The organism is Sporosarcina ureae (genome assembly GCF_002082015.1).
GTDB lineage: Bacteria > Bacillota > Bacilli > Bacillales_A > Planococcaceae > Sporosarcina > Sporosarcina ureae_A.
In genome coordinates this window covers 429,361-449,659 of sequence record NZ_CP015109.1, presented here as the reverse complement: position 1 = coordinate 449,659, position 20,299 = coordinate 429,361, and the positions used below count along the sequence as shown (strand labels likewise).

Here is a 20,299-nt window from a genome sequence, read left to right as displayed (position 1 = left end):
GTATAAAAGTAACGAGCGAACGTCACATCCGATATCATACATGCGATATTTCTATAAATCTAAATGGGGATTACCTAAGTCAGAACGCCTAAAAGGCTATGCATATTTGATGCTGAATATCTGATAAGGTAACGGAGCTCCCGTAGTAGTCTGAGCTAGGGAAAGCCTAGTACGTGGCGAAGGGGAGCAGTTTATAACGTTAATACCAAATTGGGAAGGAGCGGAGGCTCTATGAGAATTCCAACAGTAGTATTAAATCGTCTAACTGCCAAAGCAAAAGTCGGTAATTATGTATTTGAGCGACTGTATCGCAACTTGTACAACAAAGAATTCTATTTAGAAGCATATGCAAAACTGTATGGGAATAAGGGCAGCAACACTAAAGGAGTCAATGAAGATACAATTGATGGTATGAGTATGAAACGTATTGAAAAGCTCATTGAAAAACTACAAAATCAAACGTATCAACCTAATCTAGCACGAAGGGTATATATCCCTAAAAAGGATGGGAAAACAAGACCGTTAGGCATTCCTACCTTTGAGGATAAATTAGTACAAGAAGTTGTTCGCCGACTGCTTGAAAGCATCTTTGAACCATCGTTCTCTGCTCACTCTCATGGATTTAGACCAAATCGTAGCTGTCATACCGCATTAAAAGAAATCCGTAATACTTTTACGGGAACTAGATGGTTTATTGAGGGTGACATTAAAGGATTCTTTAATAATATCGACCACCATGTTTTAGTTGGCATTTTGCGAAAAAGAATTCACGATGAGAAGCTCATCAATTTAATCTGGAAATTTTTGCGCGCAGGATATGTAGAAGATTGGGTATTTCATAAAACCTATAGCGGTGCACCACAGGGTGGAATTATCAGCCCGCTTTTATCGAATATTTATTTGAATGAACTCGATGATTATGTGGGGAAATATATTGCACGCTATAACAAAGGTGACAAAAGAATTCACAATTCTTCCTATCATAACCTTGCTTCCAAGATTAACAATCGCAAAGAAAAAAATAAACGTGATTGGCCAACTTTATCTGAAGAGGAAAAGAAGGAGCGGTTGAAGGGGGTAAAAGCCCTTTACAAAGAACTGCAAAGTCATGACAGTAAAGACCTCTTTGATCCAAATTATCGCCGCTTGAAATACGTTCGTTATGCGGATGATTTTTTACTCGGTGTCATTGGTAGTAAAAAGGAAGCTGAACATGTCAAACAAGATTTAACGCAGTTCCTACAAGAACAACTAAAACTAGAACTGAGTGCAGAGAAAACTTTGATTACCCATAGTAAGAACAATGCCCGCTTTCTTGGTTATGATATTCGTGTCGCTAGAGATTGGCATCGAATGAAAATGCCAAATGGAACAAAAAAACGAAAATTTAACTATCAAACAAAGCTTTTCGTTCCACACGAAAAATATATCCAAAAGTTAGTACAGTTGAATGCGTTAAAAATAGGACCAAATAATGGCTGGAAACCAATACATCGCTCGTATTTGGTGCACAATGACGACCTCGAAATTTTACGAACGTACAATGCGGAAATAGAAGGCTACTACAATTACTACCGCTTGGCGAGTAATGTACATGTTTTACAGTCCTTCCGTCAAACCATGAAATATAGCATGATTAAAACGTACGCGAATAAATACAAGTCTACCGTCAGTAAGACGATCAATAAATTCAGCATTAACGGAGAATTCGGGGTTCGATATGAAACGAAAGAAGGCCTTAAAACAGCCTACTTTACGTTGCAACGAATGGAAAAAAACGATGCGATAAAACAACCAACCGTCGATACAGTTGAGAATACATTAATTTATTCAGGGCGAACAAGTATGATTGACCGTTTACTTGCCGAAAAGTGTGAATGGTGTGCTTTGTCAGGTGTACCACTTGAGATGCATCACGTTCATAAATTGAAAGATTTACAAGGTAAGAAAAAATGGGAGCAAAGAATGATAGCCCGTAGACGAAAAACGATGGCATTATGTGTAACATGCCATCACGATTTGCATAATGGCAAGTTAGATTAAAGTAAATGGAAAGCCGTATACTCTGAGAGGAGTACGTACGGTTTGGAGGGGAGTTCTTGGAAACCTAGTATAGCAATATACCAAGGCGCTGGGTTCTCACCCTACTTCCGTGAAGCGTTTAAACGTTCGGCTGCATCGATGATTATTTCACATAATCATCCGAGCGGTGACACGACGCCTTCAAGAGAAGATATTGAAGTAACAAAGCGCTTGATGGAAGCGGGTCAGATCATGGGTGTGGACGTGCTCGATCATATTATCATCGGCGATCAGAAATTCATCAGTTTAAAAGACAAAGGCTACATATAAAGACATGAATTTTGTCGCAAAAAAGTGGAGAGACTGGGAAATCAGTCTCTTTTTCGATGTTTTTTGCAAACTAGCCGGGTGACACTGTAAATTAAGTTACCTTTCCGTTATAATGTGGTGTATGCTTTTAAGAATACCGATGATGGTTTGATAGAAAGGGAGAATTGACTTGTTTGGTTTCAGATCAAGAAACGTAGGAATTGACTTGGGGACAGCCAATACTCTAGTTTTCATTAAGGATAAAGGTATTGTGCTAAGGGAGCCTTCTGTCGTAGCGAAAAATACGACGACGGGTGAAATCGTTGCGGTAGGCAGTGAAGCGCATGCCATGATCGGACGAACGCCGAGTTCAGTTGTTGCTATTCGCCCAATGCGAGAAGGAGTTATTGCAGATTTTGAAACAACAACTGCTATGATTCGTCATTATTTAAAAGAAGCGCTAAAATCAGCAGGAACTTCATGGACGAAGCCGACGGTCATGGTCTGTGTGCCCTATGGTATTACATCTGTTGAACAACGCGCAGTGATCGATGCTGCACGTCAAGCAGGTGCGAAGGAAGCATATACGATTGAAGAACCGTTTGCGGCTGCGATCGGTGCAGATTTACCAGTATGGGAACCAACCGGCAGTATGGTCGTCGATATAGGTGGAGGTACGACGGAAGTGGCCATCATTTCTTTAGGTGGTATTGTAACGAGCACATCGATCCGTGTAGGTGGAGATTCCATGGATACGGCTATCATAACGTATATCCGTAAAGAATATAAATTGATGATCGGTGAACGTACGGCCGAAAACATCAAGATGCAAATTGGTTCGGCGTTTGATTTGGATCAGACAGAAAAGATGGATATCCACGGTCGTGATTTATTGACAGGTCTGCCGAAAACGATGGAAATTAATTCACAGGAAATTACGAAAGCGTTGAAAGAACCGATGGATTTAATTATTGAAGGTATGAGAAAGACGCTTGAGCAGACACCACCTGAATTGGCATCAGACGTCATGGAGCGTGGAATTGTCTTAACGGGCGGCGGTTCATTGCTTCGTAACCTCGATAAAGCCATTTCTGAAGAAACAAAAATGCCTGCCTTTGTAGCGGAAAATACGCTTGATTGTGTCGTGATTGGAACGGGTAAGGCGTTGGATAATTTAGAACTCATTAAGAAAATTCAATCATAATATTAATTGGAGGAGATGTAGGCAATGCCGCGTTTTTTTTCCAATAAACGATTAATCATTTTATTAGTAGGAGTAATCGTCCTTGTGGCATTAATTGCATTTTCACTTCGTGACCGAAATCATGCAAATGTTCCGGAACAAGCAGTGAAGGATGTCGTGGGTTTTGGGCAATCACTTGTGACGAAACCAGCCCACTTTGTAACGGGACTTATTGAAAATATTGATACGATGCTTAATACATACGAAGAAAACAAACGATTAAAAGAGCGTCTGGAAACGTATGCCGCTATGCAAGCGGAGTTAGTAGATGTTAAGGCGGATAATGTGAAGCTGCGGGAAATCATTGATAAACAAGAGAATCTGCGTACATTTGAGCCAATTCAGTCTACAGTCATTTCACGTAATCCCGATCAATGGGAAGAGAAAATCATCATCGACAAAGGAACAACAGCTGGAGTGGACGCCAATATGGCGGTCATGACGGCACAAGGTTTGATTGGGAAAGTCATTTTGTCGACTCCATTCACATCCACAGTCGAATTAATTTCGACGGAAAATAGCGATTTTCGTGTGGCGGCAATGGTCGTTGGTGAACAAGAAATGTTCGGTTTGATCGAAGGGTACGACCGGACTTCTAGGCAGCTGATCATGAAGCGTTTAGATTCTAGCTTCAATGTAAAAAAAGGGATGCAAGTGATATCTTCAGGACTCGGAGGAATTTTCCCGAAAGGTATTTTGATAGGGGAAGTAACCGAAGTCTCTACAGATGACTATGGTCTGACAAAGCTAGCGTATATAAAACCAGCAGCTACTTTCTCACAACTAGATCACGTGATGATTGCGAAGCGAACCATGACAGTGGTTGACGGGACCGACGGAGGCAACTCTGCACATGCAAAAGGGGACGATGAGTCATGATCCGATTCATCATTCCTTTACTTGCTGTCCTGTTATTTTTCTTGGAACCTATTTTCAGTCTATTTTCACCTATTGAAATAAACAACGAGTTATACATCACGGTACCTAGGTTTCTAATGGTCTATTTAATTTTCATTGCGACGTATTACAATAGCAAGCGAGCGATTATTTACGGATTTGTCCTCGGACTGTTGTATGATATGTATCATATTGATATTATTGGATTATACACATTCATGTATCCGCTGATTTGTTACGTTGCGGCGTTAGTAATTCGACAAATTGAGCGTCATACCGTGACGGTTATGGTATTATCAGTAGTAATGATTGTGTTACTGGAATTGTTGTCGTACTTTTTTGCTAGTGTGATTGCGTTAACGTCTATTGATTTCAGCGAATTCTTCACAAGTCGACTCATTCCGACAATGATCGCGAATTCATTATTTATCGTGATGTTCGGCTATATGTTCAAACAGATTACAGAGAAAAGATTTTTACAAAAACAAGCAGGCTTTTAAGTATTGTGAGGTGATGTAGGTGACGAAATCACAGTTGATAACGATAAAAGGAACAAAAGACGGCTTAGTATTACGATTAGATGACCATTGCGCATTTACTGAATTGCTAAGTGAGTTGAAAGAAAAAGTGCAGAGCAGCGTACTAGAAGGTGTGTCTGAAGTACAGTTGCATCTAGGGCATCGTTATTGTGACGAGAAAGACATGAACAAGATTCAATCGGTCATTCATACTTCCCCTCATTTGCGAGTTTCGAAGGTACATAGTGACGTCGTTTCGTTAAAAGAGTGTGAGAGAAAGTTGATCGAGAAGCAGTCCGAAACCTATATAGGAATCGTTCGATCGGGTCAGGTCGTAAAGGCTGATGGCGATTTGGTCATTATCGGTGATGTGAATCAGAGTGCACAAGTCATTGCAGGCGGCAGTATTTATGTACTGGGCCGTGTCAAAGGCATTGCACATGCGGGAGCACAAGGCAATAAAGATGCAGTCATTGCTGCATCTTGGTTGGAAGCGACGCATCTGAAAATTGCGGATAAGATCGAGATCATGACCGACGAATTGACGGTTCTTTCTGAGCAACCTGAAATGGAATGTGCGTATCTTCAAAAGAATGGGCAGATTGCGATAGACCGTCTTCAGGAGCTCCGATATTTACGTCCGGACCTTGCTACATTTAAGGGAGGTATATAATTTGGGAGAAGCAATTGTCATTACTTCTGGTAAAGGTGGCGTTGGAAAAACCACAACGTCAGCCAATCTTGGTACCGCTCTTGCGTTACAAGGGAAAAAAGTGTGTTTAGTGGATACAGATATCGGTCTGCGTAACTTGGACGTAATTCTAGGCTTAGAAAACCGAATCATTTATGATTTGGTCGATGTTGTGGAAGAACGTTGTAAAGTTCATCAGGCCCTTGTGAAAGATAAGCGTTTCGAGGATCGATTGTTCTTACTACCAGCAGCTCAGACGACTGATAAGAGTGCTGTGAATCCGGAACAGATGAAGAAACTCGTGTTAGAATTAAAACAAGATTATGATTATGTCTTGATTGACTGCCCAGCAGGCATTGAGCAAGGATTTAAAAATGCGATTTCTGGTGCGGACCGTGCAATTGTCGTGACGACTCCAGAAATTTCTGCTGTGCGTGACGCAGACCGTATTATTGGACTGCTTGAAGCGGAAGAAGGACTGGAGCCACCGAAATTGATCATCAACCGTATTAGAAGCGGTATGATGGAGAGCGGTGAAACGTTAGATGTCAATGAAATTACGACGCATTTATCGATTGATTTATTGGGTATCGTAATGGATGATCAAAACGTTATATCTGCTTCAAATAAAGGCGAACCTGTCGTGATGGACCCGGCAAACCCTGCTGCAATTGGGTATCGTAATATTGCACGACGAATCTTAGGTGAGTCTGTGCCATTGATGACGATGGAGAAAAGCAAAGCAGGATTCTTCGGCAAGATCAAGAATATGTTCAGCAAATAATACAATCTCAAAGCTCAGTACCTTTTATGGTGCTGAGCTTTTTCATTCGTCATTTAATTCTCCTTCTTTTCATACACTGCAGGTAAGGGAGGGGACGTGATGAAGTGGAAAACGAAATGGATCATCGCTATTGTGCTGATGGTGTCTGTTGTAGGCTTATCAAAACTGGAAGAACGCCAGTTAGTCAATATACCCATTACGCAATATGTAACGACTGGAAAAGATTTTGTGGTGATGAAGAAGTGGGTGTCTTCCTGGATGGCAGAAGATGAAGTCATCACGGTGTCTGGGGATCCCGTGTTTAATCCGTTCGAGACGTACGAATCGTTCCAGCCCTATCAAGACGGAGCTATTATTTCGTATACTCAACCGATGTCGATCACTTCACAAGGAAGCGGACTAGTCGTCTTTACAGGCTATACCAGACAGTCAGGAAAAACAGTGACCGTTCAATACGATAATGGTGATGAAGTAACGTATGGATTCGTAGGCTCGTTCTCGACGCTGCCGTACACAGCTGTAAAGCATGGGGATGAGATTGCGATGATGGATGAGGAAGCGGTGTATATTCGCGTGAAACGCAATGGGATACCGCTAGAGCCTACTGTGTTAGCCACGTATATGTCGGACGGTCAGCAATGAAGTATCGTATTCATCCCGTATTGTTGCCGATTTTTTTATTTTTCATGATCGTCGGTGGTGTGTCATTGTACGCGTTGCTCTTATTCTCTTTACTTTTTCATGAACTAGGACACGTTTTGGCTGCTCGACACGTCGGAATGAAAATTAGGAGTTGCACCATTTTACCGTATGGAGGGGAATTGCAATTTGTTAATCGGCAACTGGCAAGTAAACAGCAACGGCTGATCGTGGCGCTCGGTGGACCTGTCGCGACAGCTGTTTTGTTAGTACTCGGTATGTGTTGGACATTCCCCGGAGATGCGCAGTTCGTAAAGATTCAACTGATCTTGTTGAGTGTGAATTTATTACCGATCCTACCTCTTGACGGTGGACAAGTGGTGTCTGTTTTGCTAGAGACAGAGGCGACGAAATACACTACGCGCTCGAACTTCTTAGTGTACTCCATCATCGTGTCTGCATCGCTTTGTGCATTTTTTATTGCGTATTTGCCGGACAGTTTGCCACTCGTTATGATTACATCGTATTTAGCAGTGCAGAACATTATATCCTATCGTTTTAGAAGGTACGAGCGGGTCTTTGAACAGCTCACTAAAAGGGAAACTTCCTTCTTTTAAAAGATTATAGGAATAATGCTTGACCTGCTCTTTTCTATGTGATAATATTTTACTGTTATTGATTGTAGCACCCGTGCTACAACCGCACTAAACAGGTTCAAGTATTCCAAGGAATCACCTGTCAAGGCGAGTCTGTATAATTAGAGGAGGTGCAAGTATGTACGCAATTATTGAAACTGGTGGAAAACAAATCAAAGTTGAAGCAGGCCAAGAGATCTTCATTGAGAAGGTTGCTGGTGAAGCGGATGAAGTGGTAACTTTTGACAAGGTGCTAATGGTGGGCGGAGATGACGTTAAAGTCGGTGCTCCATTCGTAGAAGGCGCAACTGTAACAGGTAAGGTTGTCAAGCAAGGCCGCGCAAAGAAAATCGTTGTCTTCAAATATAAGGCAAAGAAAAACTACCGTAAAAAACAAGGACACCGTCAACCATACACGAAAATCGTTATTGACGGAATCAATCTATAATCCGGCATGATACATGTCAGAATTATAAAAGAGCCTTCTGGGCGCATCTCAGTTTTTGAGATGGATGGTCATGCAAACTTTGCAGAACACGGTCAAGATCTAGTTTGTGCTGGTGCTTCTGCCGTATCATTTGGTGCGGTAAATGCTATTATGCAATTGACTTCGATCGAACCCGACGTTGATCAAGGTGCGGATGGTGGATACTTACGTGTGGCGTTTCCGGTAACGGAACAAGATGCGCAAGTTCAGCTGCTACTGCAAGCCATGATTATTTCTTTACAAACGATTGAACTAGACTATGCAGATTATATAAAATTAACCTTTAAAAAGTAGGAGGTGGCAGCTATGTTACGTTTAGATCTTCAGTTTTTCGCATCGAAAAAAGGTGTAGGTTCTACTAAGAACGGTCGTGATTCACATTCGAAACGTCTTGGTGCTAAGCGCGCAGACGGACAAATCGTTTCTGGAGGATCCATCCTTTATCGCCAGCGTGGAACAAAAATTCACCCAGGTGAAAACGTTGGTCGCGGTGGAGATGATACTCTATTCGCAAAAATCGACGGCGTCGTTCGTTTTGAACGTCTTGGCCGCGACAAAAAGAAAGTCAGTGTCTACCCAGCAGCAACGCAAGAAGCTTAATTGGATAGCGTGACGATGTGAAAGAGGACTGCACTTGTTGCAGTCCTTTTTCTTATGTCAAGATTGGTATGTTATGAGCGGATGTTAGGGAACTATGAGCGCTTAGCCTAGTGAATAGAGCGGATAGCGAGTGTGTATGATCGCTTGGCTGTTTTTATGAGCGGATACACGTTTTATTGAGCGCTTACCGACGAATAATGAGCGCTTAAGCAATCTGGAAGATGAGGAGTCATACATTTTAGGTAAATTGTTACGCGGTGATGATATTTTTAGTGATTTACGCACGAAAATGCTATACTAAGAAGTACGAAAACAGCTGGTGGTGAAAATATGGGGGAAAATGAGCTAAATGTGTCGCAGGCAGTGAGATTTAGTCGACACGATCACATGAATGATCTGCAATTAATCCTCATGAATCTCGATATGGGGAAATACACAGAAGCACGAAACTGCATTCTTGAGAAAACGGGGGACATGCAGCGAGAGGCATTGCTTCAGAAATTATCTATGCCTCTTACTGAAGAATGGATTACGACACTTGGGTGGCGATATCCGGTTCTGAAAGTGCAATTGTATTGTGATATTACGGAAAAAATTGATTCAAGTGAAACGGACCGCGAGTTGGTCGAATACTTGGAGCAAGTGGTGCTGGCAGTAGAAGAAAAAATCCAGCGCTATGCAGATTGTCCTGTGACGATTGAAGTCACGACAGACACTACTTCTTGGAGTATGCAACTGACATTTACCGAGCTGTACGCGAAGCAACTAGACATCCCAGAACATTCATCTCAGCTTACGGTCGAAGTCCACGGTGAACCGGATCAATGGACGTTTACCATCAGTGGACAATTAGGAGGATTATAAATTATGTTTGTGGATCACGTTAAAGTGTTTGTTAAAGGTGGCGACGGTGGCGATGGTATGGTTTCGTTCCGTCGTGAAAAATATATAGCCAATGGTGGGCCATCCGGTGGTGATGGCGGGAAAGGCGCGGACGTCATCTTTATAGTGGATGAAGGATTGCGTACATTAATGGATTTCCGTTATCAGCGTCATTTTAAAGCGGATCGCGGAGAGCATGGTCAAAGTAAAAATATGCACGGCCGTAGCGGTAAGCATATGATCGTTAAAGTTCCGCCTGGTACGGTCGTCAAAGATGCAGAAACCGGAACGATTATCGCAGATTTGGTGGAACATGGCCAACAAGCAGTCATTGCGCGCGGTGGGCGTGGAGGACGCGGTAACAGTCGTTTCGTTACGCCACAGAACACAGCGCCCGAGCTTTCTGAAAAAGGAGAGCCAGGCGTTAGTAAAGATATCGTGCTTGAATTGAAAGTTCTCGCTGACGTCGGTCTTGTTGGATTCCCGAGTGTTGGTAAATCCACGTTATTGTCAGTCGTTTCATCAGCGAAGCCAAAAATTGGGGATTATCACTTTACTACATTAGTTCCGAATCTCGGAATGATCGAAACGGATGATCACCGTACATTCGTCATGGCGGATTTGCCTGGATTGATCGAAGGCGCACATGAAGGAATTGGACTCGGACATCAATTCTTGCGTCACATCGAACGTACGCGCGTAATCGTGCACGTTATCGATATGTCAGGACTTGAAGGTCGTGAGCCGTTTGAAGATTATCAGACGATCAATAAAGAATTAGAGCAGTACAATATGCGTTTGACTGAACGCCCACAAATTATTGTGGCGAATAAAATGGATATGCCGGATGCACAAGAAAATTTGGAAATATTTAAAGAGGCGCTTGGTGAAGAAGAGGTTCAAATATTCCCGATTTCTGCATTGACAAGAACTGGTTTGGATCCATTGCTATACGCCATTTTAGATCTGCTTGAAACTACACCGGAATTCCCAATGTTGACGGATGCAGACGAAGAAGAAGCGAGCAATTCAGTATTGTACAAACACGAAACAACTGGTCCTGATTTCATTATTTCACGTGACGATGATGGAGCGTTCATGTTGTCCGGTTATACAATAGAGCGTTTGTTCCAGATGACTGATTTCAACTTTGATCAATCAGTCCGCAAGTTCTCACGTCAGATGCGTGGTATGGGAATCGATGAAGCGTTGCGTGAACGTGGTGCGAAAAACGGGGATATCGTACGTATCATGAGCTACGAGTTCGAGTTCTTGGAGTAAGACCGGAATGGCTCGTTTTGGGGGGAGCGAAATGGAACAAATCGGGGAAGGTCAGTTTTATTTAGTGCGCGAAGATGTATTGACTGAGTCGATGCAGAAAATGTTGGAAGCTAAACGAATGATGGCAAGGGGCGAAGTGACGACGATCCAAGAAGCAACCAAACGGGTCGGACTGTCACGCAGCGCCTTCTACAAATATCGTGATGCCGTGTTCCCGTTCGAATCAATCGCACGGGACCGGATCTTGACGATTTTTATTCAACTGGAAGATTTAAAGGGGTCGTTAGCTGTACTATTGGAAGTCGTCTCAGAAGCGAAGTGTAATGTATTGACGATCCATCAGACGATTCCTGTCCAGGGCCGCGCGAATATTACATTATCGTTAGATGTGACGGAAATGGAAATTAAGGTAGAAGCATTTTTACAGCGACTCAAAGCACCTCGATTTATTGATTCCGTTGACTTAATTAGTTCAGGGGTTTTCTAACCTCTTAAATCAGTGGGGAGATGAAAGAATCATGACAGAAAAGAAGTATGTACCTTCCGTTGCGTATTTGGGACCTGAAGCATCATTCACTCATATTGCAGCGTCTGATTTATTCGGCATGGAAGGCTTAACACCGCGTCCGACGATTCCAGATTGTATAGAAGCGGTGACAGAAGGACATGTTGCGTATGCGGTCGTTCCATTGGAAAATGCGCTTGAAGGTTCCGTTCCATTAACGATTGACTATTTATTTAATAATGATGAGTTGTTTATTACTGCTGAAATTTCTACGCCAATTGAGCAGCATATGTTGGTGAATAAATCCCAGATGAATCACTTGGATGAATTGGATTCGATTCAATCCCATCCACATGCGTTAGCACAATGTCATAAGTTTTTGCAATATCGTTACCGAGGAGTTCCGTTGATTCAGACGACGTCTACGGCAGCGGCAGCGAAATCTATTTCTGAAGAGCCAGAACTGCGTGTTGCGGCAATTGGTAACCGTTTGGCAGCAGAAACGTACGGCTTACATATAGCAGAAGAAAATATTCACGATTTTCATTTCAACCATACGCGTTTCGTCGTGCTGTCGTTGCGTAAGGAGAAACTAGAGCATTCGAAGCATGCATCTTCCATGAAGACAACATTGATGGTGAAGTTGCCTGAAGACGACCGTCCAGGGATGTTGCATCAGATATTATCGGTGTTCTCGTGGCGCCGATTGAACTTGAGTAAAATCGAATCGCGTCCGTTGAAGACGGGCCTTGGTCATTATTTCTTTATTATTGATGTGAATGAGTCAGAAGAGCATCCGATGATGAAGGGCGCGATGGAAGAGCTAGACGCACTAGGTTGCACTGCACGCTCGTTCGGAACGTACTATGTCTATGAGTCTGGGGAATTTATCTCTTAAGCTAGGATAGGCTGATCATAGCGTGCGTAAGAAGATTAGCATGAGTTATGTAGCTGCACGTAAAATAGAACTTGAACCGCCCTTGAACTTTACTAAGTTCAAGGGCTTTATTAATTCAAACAATATTGCCAAAAAGAGTTCTACGTCCATCTACTATAAACGTAGAATTGAAGCGGAAGCTCGGGGCGGACCTTCCAGCTGGAGATGAAATCCCATACACTGTTATTTCCTTAACTCACTATTTAAACTGCCATCATTCAACCGTCCTCTATTCAACAGGATGGTTATTTATTTGGAATAAACCATTTTCCGATGAATATACATAACAGGAGAGGAGGCCTACACACCTTGTCACAAAAGTAGGCGTCCGTTCATACGATGGATTGATGGAAGGGGGAATTGTTAGTGGAAGTTCATATTGTCGTCAAAGGTGATACATTATGGAAGATCGCAAGACAATACGGTATACCGTTCGAGGAACTGAAGCGGGTGAATGCGCACCTGGCGAATCCGGACTATATCGTTCCTGGCATGAAAATATTCTTGCCGATGGATAAGAAAAAGCCTCATCATAAAGGTGATCACACGAAACCGCAAGAGAAGCCGCATTACGAAAAGCCGCAAGAGAAACCGCATCACGAGAAACCACATCATGAGAAACCGATGAAGCCGCCACATCAGGAGAAGCCTTCAAAACCGGCACCTCCACAAACGAAACCACCGACGTATCAAGTGCCGCAACTACCACAAGCGCCACAGATACCACCGGTGCAGCAGAAACCTATGCCGCAAGTGCCACCGATGCAACAACAACCGAAACCGGAATCCAAACCACCAACGATGCCGCAACAACCGCACACTCCACCGGCAGCGCCTCATATGCCAATGCCGCCGAGTATGCAGGGTCCACCGATGTGGCAGGCAGTATTCCCGATTTGCGGGTGGATGCCCATTTTCGATGCAGACTGCCATCCACATATGCCGCAACAACCGATGCAACCGCACCAACCGATGCCGCCTATGCAACCGCCAATACAGGCGCCGATCAAACCGAAGCCGCCAAAAGAGTCATCCAAGTGGTGTGAAGAGTCACCTCATCACCATAAACCTGTTCCTGCACCTATGCCAGACGGTTGGCAGTTAATTGAATCGAGTTCATTACACATGAAACCGAAACCGAAACCACAACTAAAGCCACCTGTGATGGAGCCGAAGCCGCCCGTGATGCAACCGAAGCCTCAACAGCCTGCACCGATGCCAATGCCGCAACAACCGACGATGCCACCTAAAGCAGATATGCCACCGTCATGGTGTCCGTCAAATCAGCCACATTGCTCACCGAATTGGCCGGTTCAGCCTCAATGGCAGACACAACCAGAATGTATGCCAGCAATGCAATGGATGCCGTATCCGCCCATGATGCCGATGCCAATGCCGATGTCTCCGATGTGGCAACAACCTCCAGGTTATCAGGGTGATTGTGGGTGTAATACACCTCAATATCAGCCGATGCCAATACAGGAGGACTGGCACCGAAACCAGTAATCGCGTATGGCAGACAATCAGCGATTTACCAAAATCAAAAAGAATGTCTGGAAAATGGAATCAGGCGGTGCCGTGTATTCTGTAAAGAAGTATGAATCACACGCTCAAGCTGTGAAAGTTCGGCAAGTTCATCAATTACTTAGTGCACAGCATTTTCCGTATATCTTGCCGATTGTCGATAAATCGGATCCGCTGTTAATCATGCAACCATGGCTTGAAAATGCGAAAGCAGTCAATTTTAAGCGTAGAATTGACCGGATTGACTCGTTCCGTGCGTTGCAAGCATTACATGATTCGAAATATACGATTGATTGGGAGTCAATTTCCTGTCTTCCGCATTATCATATGATCGAGAAGTGGGAAGTTCGGCTTGCGCGGTTTGAAGAGGTGCGGCAAATGTGTGGAGCGTTTCTTGCTTCCACGACAATTGATCAGCTATTAAAATACGGACGGGATGCATTGCATATAGCGAAGAAAGAATCGCCTCCTGTTCACTCGCTGACATTGTTGCACGGTGATGTTGTGCATCATAATATTTTGCGTGACGCAAATGGCAATATCCGCTTTATTGATTTTGATTTGGCATGCCTTGGATCAGAAGAAGATGAATGTGTATTGTGGATGCATCGTGTGTTGCCACAAATTTCCTATAATCCGACTTTTTTGATGGGGGAGCATCCGGCGCTGCAAACCTTGTCAAATCAGTCACTCGCTAAGCTCTTATATCCGAATGAAGTACTTCGGGAATGGTTACATCTGTTGTCATTGCCACTAGCGCAACAGCAACGGTTGGCTAGCAAACTTCTGCATTTCACAGATACCGCACTCTCGCATTGGCCGAGATTATGGTATGATATAGAGCGAATGATGAAGTAGGAGGTTTGATCCATGGCAGGCCATTCAAAGTGGAAAAATATCCAGAACCGAAAAGGCGCACAGGATGCAAAACGAGGAAAGATCTTTCAGAAGATGTCGCGTGAAATATACGTGGCAGCCAAGTCTGGCGGAGACGATCCAGACACCAATCCAGCTTTACGTCTAGCGATCGATAAATCAAAAAGTGTGAATGTCCCGAACGATGTGATTCAGCGGGCAGTCGATAAAGCAACAGGTTCTAGTGCGGATGAAAACTATGAAGAAGTGATCTACGAAGGGTACGGACCAGGCGGTGTCGCTGTTCTCGTATATACCTTGACAGAAAACCGCAATCGTACAGGACCCAATATGCGCGTGGCATTCAATAAAAATGGCGGAAGTTTAGGGGAAACGGGCTCCGTCAACTATTTATTTGAACGCAAAGGCCGTTTGTTCATCGAACGTACGCAAGAAACGGACGAGGACGCAGTCATGCTGGCGGCTTTGGAAGCAGGAGCAGAAGATGTCATTTCGACAGAAGATGGATTTGAAATTCTGACGGAACCTTCGGAATTCCTACATGTAAAAGAAGCGCTTGAAGCGGAAGATTTAGTTTTTATTTCAGCAGAAGTAGATATGGTTCCATCCGTTTATGCGGATTTGACCGAAGAGCAGGAAGAACAGTTTCTCGCTATGATCGATGCATTGGAAGACGATGACGATGTACAGAACGTGTACCATAACGCGAGTGGAGATTGATTCACTTTTTATCATTGTCCTAATTATGCTATAATTTTAAGCTCAGCCAACTACTTGTTACTAACAAAAGTAGAGTGGCTGAGCTTTTTAGGTTGTTTAGAAGAAACATGGTGACTATCAAACCTAAAATAGAAAAGTTGTTTTATTTCCATTCGACTCATTCAATAAATACCCCCTTACTTTTACAAGTAAGGGGGTATTGTCATCGCTATTAAGCGTTCACGCTAGATTTTGGCTTAGTCAAGAGACCGCCTTTTTCTTTTAAGTATTTTTCAATACCTTCAGCTGCACGATATGAAAGTGCACCGATTGTTGGTGTAGGGTGGTGACTACTGAAGTGAGGTAATGCAGATCCGCCAACGACGAATAAGTTTTCCATTTCCCACAGTTGCAAGTAGTTATTGACTGCAGACGTTTCTGGGTCTTCACCCATAGCTACGCCACCGATATAGTGCATACCGTCGTAGCCGTGGTTAAATTGATCTGGTAATTCGTCCTGGTCAATAATGTCCGCGCCCATTGCTTCCACGATTTCAGTACATTTTTCAATACCGAATTTCGCAATGTTCTTATCTTGTTCTGTTAATTTATTGGTGATGCGTAATAATGGATCTCCAAACTCATCTTTATACGTAGGGTCTAAGTCCATATAGTTGTGCCACCAAGGCATAACGGCTGCTGAGTACCAAACCGTTAACGTGCGGAAAGCATAGAACAGTGATTTCTCTTTAAATTCTTCACCCCACGTTGGTGTACCTTTAGGAACAAAGTTATTCTTAATCGCTCCATCTCCGTATTGACGAAGTTCGATTCCGCCACCATGAATGAAGTCTAAATCCGTGTGGTCAAATAGATCTGCGTCATAATCACTCAACGCGCCACCTAATCCACCAGCACCCATGTAGTAGTTGAATTTCTTGTCATTAAAGAAACCTGTTGCTCCTAGGAACGTACTGTTGAATTGTCCTGTAAAGTTACGGCCAATCGTTCCTTTTCTAGTTTCTGGGTTATAGATTTCGCCGATATCCGATAGCATAAGCAAGCGGTTATTGGAGAAAGTGAAAGCCGCAAGAACGACAACATCAGCTGGTTGTTCGAATTCTTGTCCTGTTCTTGTATCCGTATATAAAACGCCTGTCGCTTTTCCGTCTTTATGTATAACTCTACGGACGAGTGAATTGGTTCTGATTTCACAGTTACCAGTTTTGCGAGCAGTCGGAATAACTGTTGCTAGAGGATCTGATTTTGAACCGAAGTCGCAGCCGTACATTGTACAGAACGAACAGAACATACATTGGTTCAACGTTTCACCATCAGGATTCGTATACGTTTGGGACATGTTTCCTGAAGCCATTTGATAAGGGTGTAAGCCGATCTCTTTTGCCGATTCTTTAAACAACTTAATCGCAGGAGAAGCTAGCATAGGTGGGTTTGGATACTCATTTGATCTCTTGTCACCAAGTGGATCAGGTTCTCCTGAAATCCCAGCCGTTTGTTCCCATTTAGCATAATATGGCTCTAGTTCATCATAAGTAATTCCCCAGTCACGAATTTGCATGCCTTCTGGAATTTTGCCTTCTCCATAACGTTCGATAGTTTTTGAACGAATTTCGAAGTCATACGAACGCCAACGGTATACGGAACCTGCCCAGTGCATACTTCCGCCACCAAGGTCCGTCCCTGTGTTCATATCTTTTTGCAAGCGTACAGGTAGTGCAGCATCGCCTATCGAAACACGAGACGTAATCGTATCGCCTGTTAATTTTTCAATCATTTCATGTCTGTTTGTATAACGAAGTTCATCTTTAACACCTATAAAATCTGAACGTGTTTGATCTTTACCGCGTTCCAACATGACGACTTGATAGCCTGCTTTGGAAAGTTCAGCCGAAACGATTCCGCCAGCCCAACCACTACCAACGACTACCACGTCTACTTTATCTAATTTTTTAGCCATTTATGTGTCCTCCTAAAATTAAAGCCCTTGGTAGTTACGTAAACTTGAAGGCTCCATTACAATAAATTCTTCTTCTTCGATTTTATCTAAAAAGCTCATGATCGGTCCCGGATATCCTTTCATTCTCCAAGCTTCCATATTACGATTTCCACCGTAAACAGGATCTGCATAGACGCCTTCGATCGTCGTTTGGCGCAACAAGCTAAAGAAGTCTGAAGAATCTACACCACTGAACTTCACTTCACCTTTTTCAAACATGGATAAAATTTCATCTTGCTGCTCAGGTTCTAGATTCACAAACCGCTCACCAAATTTATCTTGTGAAGTTTTCTCCATTGCGTTAAGCCCTTCAAGGAAAAATGTACCTCTTGTCATTTTTGTTTGATAGTTAGCCGTGTCAGCCGGTAATTTCACCACAGTAGACGATGTGATGACTTCGTCTTTTGGACGATTTTCTTCTTGGTACACATCAGTTTTTACAACCGATGGGAAAGGACCGTGCATGTAGTCATTCCCATTTCTTCCCCAGTTGCTTGCGCATTGGCGGTCAATGAAATAGGGGACGCCCAATTCAATTGCACCCATTCCATTTGCATTCTCAGGAAAGATTCTTTCAGTAGCAGCCGATAACAACGCGAAGTCTTCGTTTCGACTGAAAAATGTACGTGCATCAAACGAAACGGGTTTATTAGCTTGCGATGCCGTTTCTTCCTTTGTTCCTTTTTGGAACTGACTTGTTAGCAAACCACCAAAGAGAGATCCACCTAAAAGTCCACCAGCGACAAGACCGCCACTTTTCAAAAACTTTCTTCGACTTAAATCTTGAGTATCTTGATTGGAATTTTTATTATTCGTCATAGTGTAGTTCCTCCTTCACATTTGTCATGAAATGCCGCGACTTTTCCGAGGCAAGTTGAATTGCATTATTTCCTTACTTTATGGACTCAGACTTTTCTAATTCAGTTTTCTTGTTCTTGTCGTCTTCTTCTAAAATACCTTTTGTTGCTTGTTTAAATTCAGCTAGTGTTTTACCGACAGCTGAACCAATTTCTGGCAATTTTCGTGGTCCGAATAAAATTAAAATAATGACTAATATAATTATTAATCCAGGTACTCCGATAGACGCTAAACTCACATAATTCCCTCCTCTTACATTAATTGTGTATTTACAACGTATTGGTAGACCTTTATGTATGTACTTATCGGTCGATAGGTGTTTGGCCCTCATACATGATAGTGTTATTCGACAAAAAATGCAAAGTAATTCTATAAAACATTTTTATTAGCTAATTGTATGAATAAATTAAATAGTCCGCCTACATGATATAATAATACTTCTGAATAGACGTAAAATTAGAAGTAGTTATAGTATTGAAGTGGCTGATACCTAACACAAACTGACTGGTTTTTATTAAGGAGATGCAATGAAATTTTAATTTACTAATTTATGTAATCGCTTTGTTCTAGAATAAGCGACTCTATGCATTTTTTTAAAAATAGACATGAAGGATAGTTGTTTTAATTCCAATTATGAATTACTTATCTCGAATCATTGTGTTTTCCAAGAGTAGAAAGGAATCATGAAATATTAGGAAAAATGAAACTTGTTACACTTGATAAACGTATTCAACCTAGAAGACAAATTCCTATATGTAATAGTAGTAAATTCCATTGGAGGAGAAATTGGCTATTATCTCCATATACTAGTTTAAAGAGGTAGAAATTAGCTCATTCATTTTACTTTATGGGTATCTTTCTAGAAAACGAATTGTCACGCTATAGTGTAAGCAATCAAATGTATGGTGATAGCATATATAGAGTTAAAGGACAGATCTTAAGGAAGTGTGGTCAGGATAAATAAAGATGAAGTGAGAGATCTTTGAGTGGGTATCAAAAAGGCCGTTTACGAGAGTCGGTTTGATTAGGATTATTAACTATTCAATAATATGGACCTTTCATGGAATAGTAAATTTAGAGGAGTAGATAACCTATGAAAATAAATTGGACATTGTTTTATTCATATCTTGTTGTATGGACTGTTGCAGGAGTAGTGGTATTTAATGACATAATTCCAATGATTATTTTTATAATTTGTGGTGGAGTGTGTGGTGGTTTAATACTTGCTGCACAAAAAAAGAAAAGAAAGGTATGTAATTAAACTATCCAACAGTCGGGGCAAGTTGTTGAATAAGTATCGCGTCGAAATCGGGTCATTTAATTGAATAAAATATATAAAAAATCAGGAGGGTTACCAATATGGAGTTTGATTTAATTTGGATTGCTATAGGAATTGCTGCTGCAGGGTATTTTATAGGCAATGGGCTTAAAAACTTTAAAAATCCTGATGTTAAAGACCGTCTTAGTGAACTCTTTGAAGATGATGATGAACACGAATTGATAAAGGAAAGTAATGTTCATTACTTTATGGGGATTTCTAAAGAAGATGCGAAAAGCTTAATTCAAGAATATCCAGACATACCATACGTCCTTATAAATAATAAAGTGTATTATCCTAAAGCGAAACTTCGTAAATGGTTATCTAATTTGGGAGAATAGATTATATTGCACTCGGGTGCATTAGTTAAAGAAAGTATTCTAAATATCGGAGTAATTATTATTAAAAAGGGAAGTATCGGATTGGTATTAGTTACAACACTATTTGTTGAAATTGCTGCTCAGTAATAGGGTCAAATTGTAGAGGAAGGCACAAATCTAAATTTTAGGTTTGTGCCTTTATTCATTAGCACAAAAAATCAAGTTGTTTGAAGAATACTTAGTTATACTGGGGTCAT

At 42.1% G+C, this 20,299-nt stretch carries 23 protein-coding genes, 1 pseudogene and 1 other annotated feature; of the genes and pseudogenes, 21 read left to right on the top strand and 3 right to left on the bottom strand.

Going from position 1 to position 20,299, the window contains the following annotated elements:
• The first annotated feature begins 231 nt into the window (after positions 1-231).
• The 19 genes and pseudogenes from SporoP17a_RS02250 (at position 232) to SporoP17a_RS02160 (ending at position 15,550) form a co-directional block, all read left to right on the top strand.
• The gene (locus SporoP17a_RS02250) at positions 232-2,043 is read left to right on the top strand and encodes a reverse transcriptase/maturase family protein (RefSeq protein WP_083031861.1); all 1,812 of its coding nucleotides are present in this window, start codon (positions 232-234) and stop codon (positions 2,041-2,043) included.
• 105 nt (positions 2,044-2,148) lie between these two features.
• Positions 2,149-2,352, top strand: a pseudogene (locus tag SporoP17a_RS02245) (JAB domain-containing protein); the annotation flags it as partial.
• Positions 2,353-2,521: 169 nt separating this feature from the next.
• Positions 2,522-3,535, top strand: a complete 1,014-nt coding sequence (locus SporoP17a_RS02240; protein WP_083031858.1) for a rod shape-determining protein — start codon at positions 2,522-2,524, stop codon at positions 3,533-3,535.
• 24 nt (positions 3,536-3,559) lie between these two features.
• On the top strand, positions 3,560-4,453 hold the full coding sequence (gene mreC, locus SporoP17a_RS02235) for a rod shape-determining protein MreC (protein WP_083031855.1): 894 nt from the start codon (positions 3,560-3,562) through the stop codon (positions 4,451-4,453).
• Complete coding sequence (gene mreD / locus SporoP17a_RS02230) at positions 4,450-4,971, top strand: rod shape-determining protein MreD (RefSeq protein ID WP_083031842.1); 522 nt, start codon at positions 4,450-4,452, stop codon at positions 4,969-4,971. Before mreC ends, mreD begins: the two co-directional genes overlap by 4 nt.
• A 19-nt stretch (positions 4,972-4,990) precedes the next feature.
• Entirely contained in the window at positions 4,991-5,662 is a 672-nt protein-coding gene (minC, locus tag SporoP17a_RS02225; RefSeq protein ID WP_083031839.1) for a septum site-determining protein MinC, read from the top strand.
• A 1-nt stretch (position 5,663) separates the two neighbouring features.
• Entirely contained in the window at positions 5,664-6,464 is an 801-nt protein-coding gene (minD, locus tag SporoP17a_RS02220) for a septum site-determining protein MinD (protein WP_083031836.1), read from the top strand.
• Between the two features lie 99 nt (positions 6,465-6,563).
• A complete protein-coding gene (locus SporoP17a_RS02215; protein WP_083031834.1) occupies positions 6,564-7,106 on the top strand; it encodes a peptidoglycan DD-metalloendopeptidase family protein in 543 nt (180 codons plus the stop codon).
• Positions 7,103-7,720, top strand: coding sequence for a site-2 protease family protein (locus SporoP17a_RS02210; protein ID WP_083031831.1), 618 nt, complete (start codon positions 7,103-7,105; stop codon positions 7,718-7,720). Before SporoP17a_RS02215 ends, SporoP17a_RS02210 begins: the two co-directional genes overlap by 4 nt.
• A gap of 70 nt (positions 7,721-7,790) precedes the next feature.
• Positions 7,791-7,864 (top strand) — a sequence feature (ribosomal protein L21 leader region).
• 13 nt (positions 7,865-7,877) lie between these two features.
• The gene (gene rplU / locus SporoP17a_RS02205; RefSeq protein ID WP_029053696.1) at positions 7,878-8,186 is read left to right on the top strand and encodes a 50S ribosomal protein L21; all 309 of its coding nucleotides are present in this window, start codon (positions 7,878-7,880) and stop codon (positions 8,184-8,186) included.
• 6 nt (positions 8,187-8,192) lie between these two features.
• A complete protein-coding gene (locus SporoP17a_RS02200) occupies positions 8,193-8,519 on the top strand; it encodes a ribosomal-processing cysteine protease Prp (protein WP_083031828.1) in 327 nt (108 codons plus the stop codon).
• Positions 8,520-8,531: 12 nt separating this feature from the next.
• Positions 8,532-8,825: a 50S ribosomal protein L27 gene (gene rpmA / locus SporoP17a_RS02195; RefSeq protein WP_083031825.1), complete on the top strand. Its 294-nt coding sequence runs from the start codon at positions 8,532-8,534 to the stop codon at positions 8,823-8,825.
• Between the two features lie 330 nt (positions 8,826-9,155).
• A complete protein-coding gene (locus SporoP17a_RS02190; RefSeq protein WP_083031822.1) occupies positions 9,156-9,689 on the top strand; it encodes a Spo0B domain-containing protein in 534 nt (177 codons plus the stop codon).
• Between the two features lie 3 nt (positions 9,690-9,692).
• The gene (obgE, locus tag SporoP17a_RS02185; protein WP_083031820.1) at positions 9,693-10,988 is read left to right on the top strand and encodes a GTPase ObgE; all 1,296 of its coding nucleotides are present in this window, start codon (positions 9,693-9,695) and stop codon (positions 10,986-10,988) included.
• Positions 10,989-11,019: 31 nt separating this feature from the next.
• Complete coding sequence (locus tag SporoP17a_RS02180; protein ID WP_029053700.1) at positions 11,020-11,475, top strand: ACT domain-containing protein; 456 nt, start codon at positions 11,020-11,022, stop codon at positions 11,473-11,475.
• Positions 11,476-11,506: 31 nt separating this feature from the next.
• Positions 11,507-12,391 (top strand): prephenate dehydratase, encoded by an 885-nt coding sequence (pheA, locus tag SporoP17a_RS02175; protein WP_083031817.1) that lies wholly within the window; start codon positions 11,507-11,509, stop codon positions 12,389-12,391.
• 405 nt (positions 12,392-12,796) lie between these two features.
• Positions 12,797-13,936, top strand: a complete 1,140-nt coding sequence (locus tag SporoP17a_RS16945; protein WP_237262364.1) for a LysM peptidoglycan-binding domain-containing protein — start codon at positions 12,797-12,799, stop codon at positions 13,934-13,936.
• 6 nt (positions 13,937-13,942) lie between these two features.
• Entirely contained in the window at positions 13,943-14,812 is an 870-nt protein-coding gene (locus SporoP17a_RS02165) for a phosphotransferase (RefSeq protein ID WP_083031811.1), read from the top strand.
• Between the two features lie 12 nt (positions 14,813-14,824).
• Positions 14,825-15,550, top strand: a complete 726-nt coding sequence (locus SporoP17a_RS02160; protein WP_083031808.1) for a YebC/PmpR family DNA-binding transcriptional regulator — start codon at positions 14,825-14,827, stop codon at positions 15,548-15,550.
• A 211-nt stretch (positions 15,551-15,761) separates the two neighbouring features.
• Here the strand turns inward: SporoP17a_RS02160 and SporoP17a_RS02155 are convergent, their stop codons facing one another.
• The 3 genes from SporoP17a_RS02155 to tatA form a co-directional block, all read right to left on the bottom strand.
• Positions 15,762-17,507, bottom strand: coding sequence for a GMC family oxidoreductase (locus SporoP17a_RS02155; protein WP_083031805.1), 1,746 nt, complete (start codon positions 17,505-17,507; stop codon positions 15,762-15,764).
• 18 nt (positions 17,508-17,525) lie between these two features.
• Complete coding sequence (locus SporoP17a_RS02150) at positions 17,526-18,365, bottom strand: gluconate 2-dehydrogenase subunit 3 family protein (RefSeq protein WP_083031802.1); 840 nt, start codon at positions 18,363-18,365, stop codon at positions 17,526-17,528.
• A gap of 73 nt (positions 18,366-18,438) precedes the next feature.
• On the bottom strand, positions 18,439-18,642 hold the full coding sequence (gene tatA / locus SporoP17a_RS02145) for a twin-arginine translocase TatA/TatE family subunit (protein ID WP_233193568.1): 204 nt from the start codon (positions 18,640-18,642) through the stop codon (positions 18,439-18,441).
• Positions 18,643-19,497: 855 nt separating this feature from the next.
• Between tatA and SporoP17a_RS16675 the strand changes: the two genes are divergently transcribed.
• Complete coding sequence (locus tag SporoP17a_RS16675) at positions 19,498-19,665, top strand: hypothetical protein (RefSeq protein WP_156890508.1); 168 nt, start codon at positions 19,498-19,500, stop codon at positions 19,663-19,665.
• Positions 19,666-19,763: 98 nt separating this feature from the next.
• On the top strand, positions 19,764-20,063 hold the full coding sequence (locus SporoP17a_RS02140; protein ID WP_083031796.1) for a DNA-binding protein: 300 nt from the start codon (positions 19,764-19,766) through the stop codon (positions 20,061-20,063).
• Positions 20,064-20,299 lie beyond the last annotated feature (236 nt).

Coding starts and splice junctions, on each gene's coding strand:
- SporoP17a_RS02250 (WP_083031861.1), top strand. CDS start 232: ATGAGAATTCCAACAGTAGTATTAAATCGTCTAACTGCCAAAGCAAAA.
- mreC (WP_083031855.1), top strand. CDS start 3,560: ATGCCGCGTTTTTTTTCCAATAAACGATTAATCATTTTATTAGTAGGA.
- mreD (WP_083031842.1), top strand. CDS start 4,450: ATGATCCGATTCATCATTCCTTTACTTGCTGTCCTGTTATTTTTCTTG.
- SporoP17a_RS02215 (WP_083031834.1), top strand. CDS start 6,564: ATGAAGTGGAAAACGAAATGGATCATCGCTATTGTGCTGATGGTGTCT.
- SporoP17a_RS02210 (WP_083031831.1), top strand. CDS start 7,103: ATGAAGTATCGTATTCATCCCGTATTGTTGCCGATTTTTTTATTTTTC.
- rplU (WP_029053696.1), top strand. CDS start 7,878: ATGTACGCAATTATTGAAACTGGTGGAAAACAAATCAAAGTTGAAGCA.
- SporoP17a_RS02200 (WP_083031828.1), top strand. CDS start 8,193: ATGATACATGTCAGAATTATAAAAGAGCCTTCTGGGCGCATCTCAGTT.
- rpmA (WP_083031825.1), top strand. CDS start 8,532: ATGTTACGTTTAGATCTTCAGTTTTTCGCATCGAAAAAAGGTGTAGGT.
- SporoP17a_RS02190 (WP_083031822.1), top strand. CDS start 9,156: ATGGGGGAAAATGAGCTAAATGTGTCGCAGGCAGTGAGATTTAGTCGA.
- obgE (WP_083031820.1), top strand. CDS start 9,693: ATGTTTGTGGATCACGTTAAAGTGTTTGTTAAAGGTGGCGACGGTGGC.
- SporoP17a_RS02180 (WP_029053700.1), top strand. CDS start 11,020: ATGGAACAAATCGGGGAAGGTCAGTTTTATTTAGTGCGCGAAGATGTA.
- pheA (WP_083031817.1), top strand. CDS start 11,507: ATGACAGAAAAGAAGTATGTACCTTCCGTTGCGTATTTGGGACCTGAA.
- SporoP17a_RS02165 (WP_083031811.1), top strand. CDS start 13,943: ATGGCAGACAATCAGCGATTTACCAAAATCAAAAAGAATGTCTGGAAA.
- SporoP17a_RS02160 (WP_083031808.1), top strand. CDS start 14,825: ATGGCAGGCCATTCAAAGTGGAAAAATATCCAGAACCGAAAAGGCGCA.
- SporoP17a_RS02155 (WP_083031805.1), bottom strand. CDS start 17,507: ATGGCTAAAAAATTAGATAAAGTAGACGTGGTAGTCGTTGGTAGTGGT.
- SporoP17a_RS02150 (WP_083031802.1), bottom strand. CDS start 18,365: ATGACGAATAATAAAAATTCCAATCAAGATACTCAAGATTTAAGTCGA.
- SporoP17a_RS16675 (WP_156890508.1), top strand. CDS start 19,498: ATGAAAATAAATTGGACATTGTTTTATTCATATCTTGTTGTATGGACT.
- SporoP17a_RS02140 (WP_083031796.1), top strand. CDS start 19,764: ATGGAGTTTGATTTAATTTGGATTGCTATAGGAATTGCTGCTGCAGGG.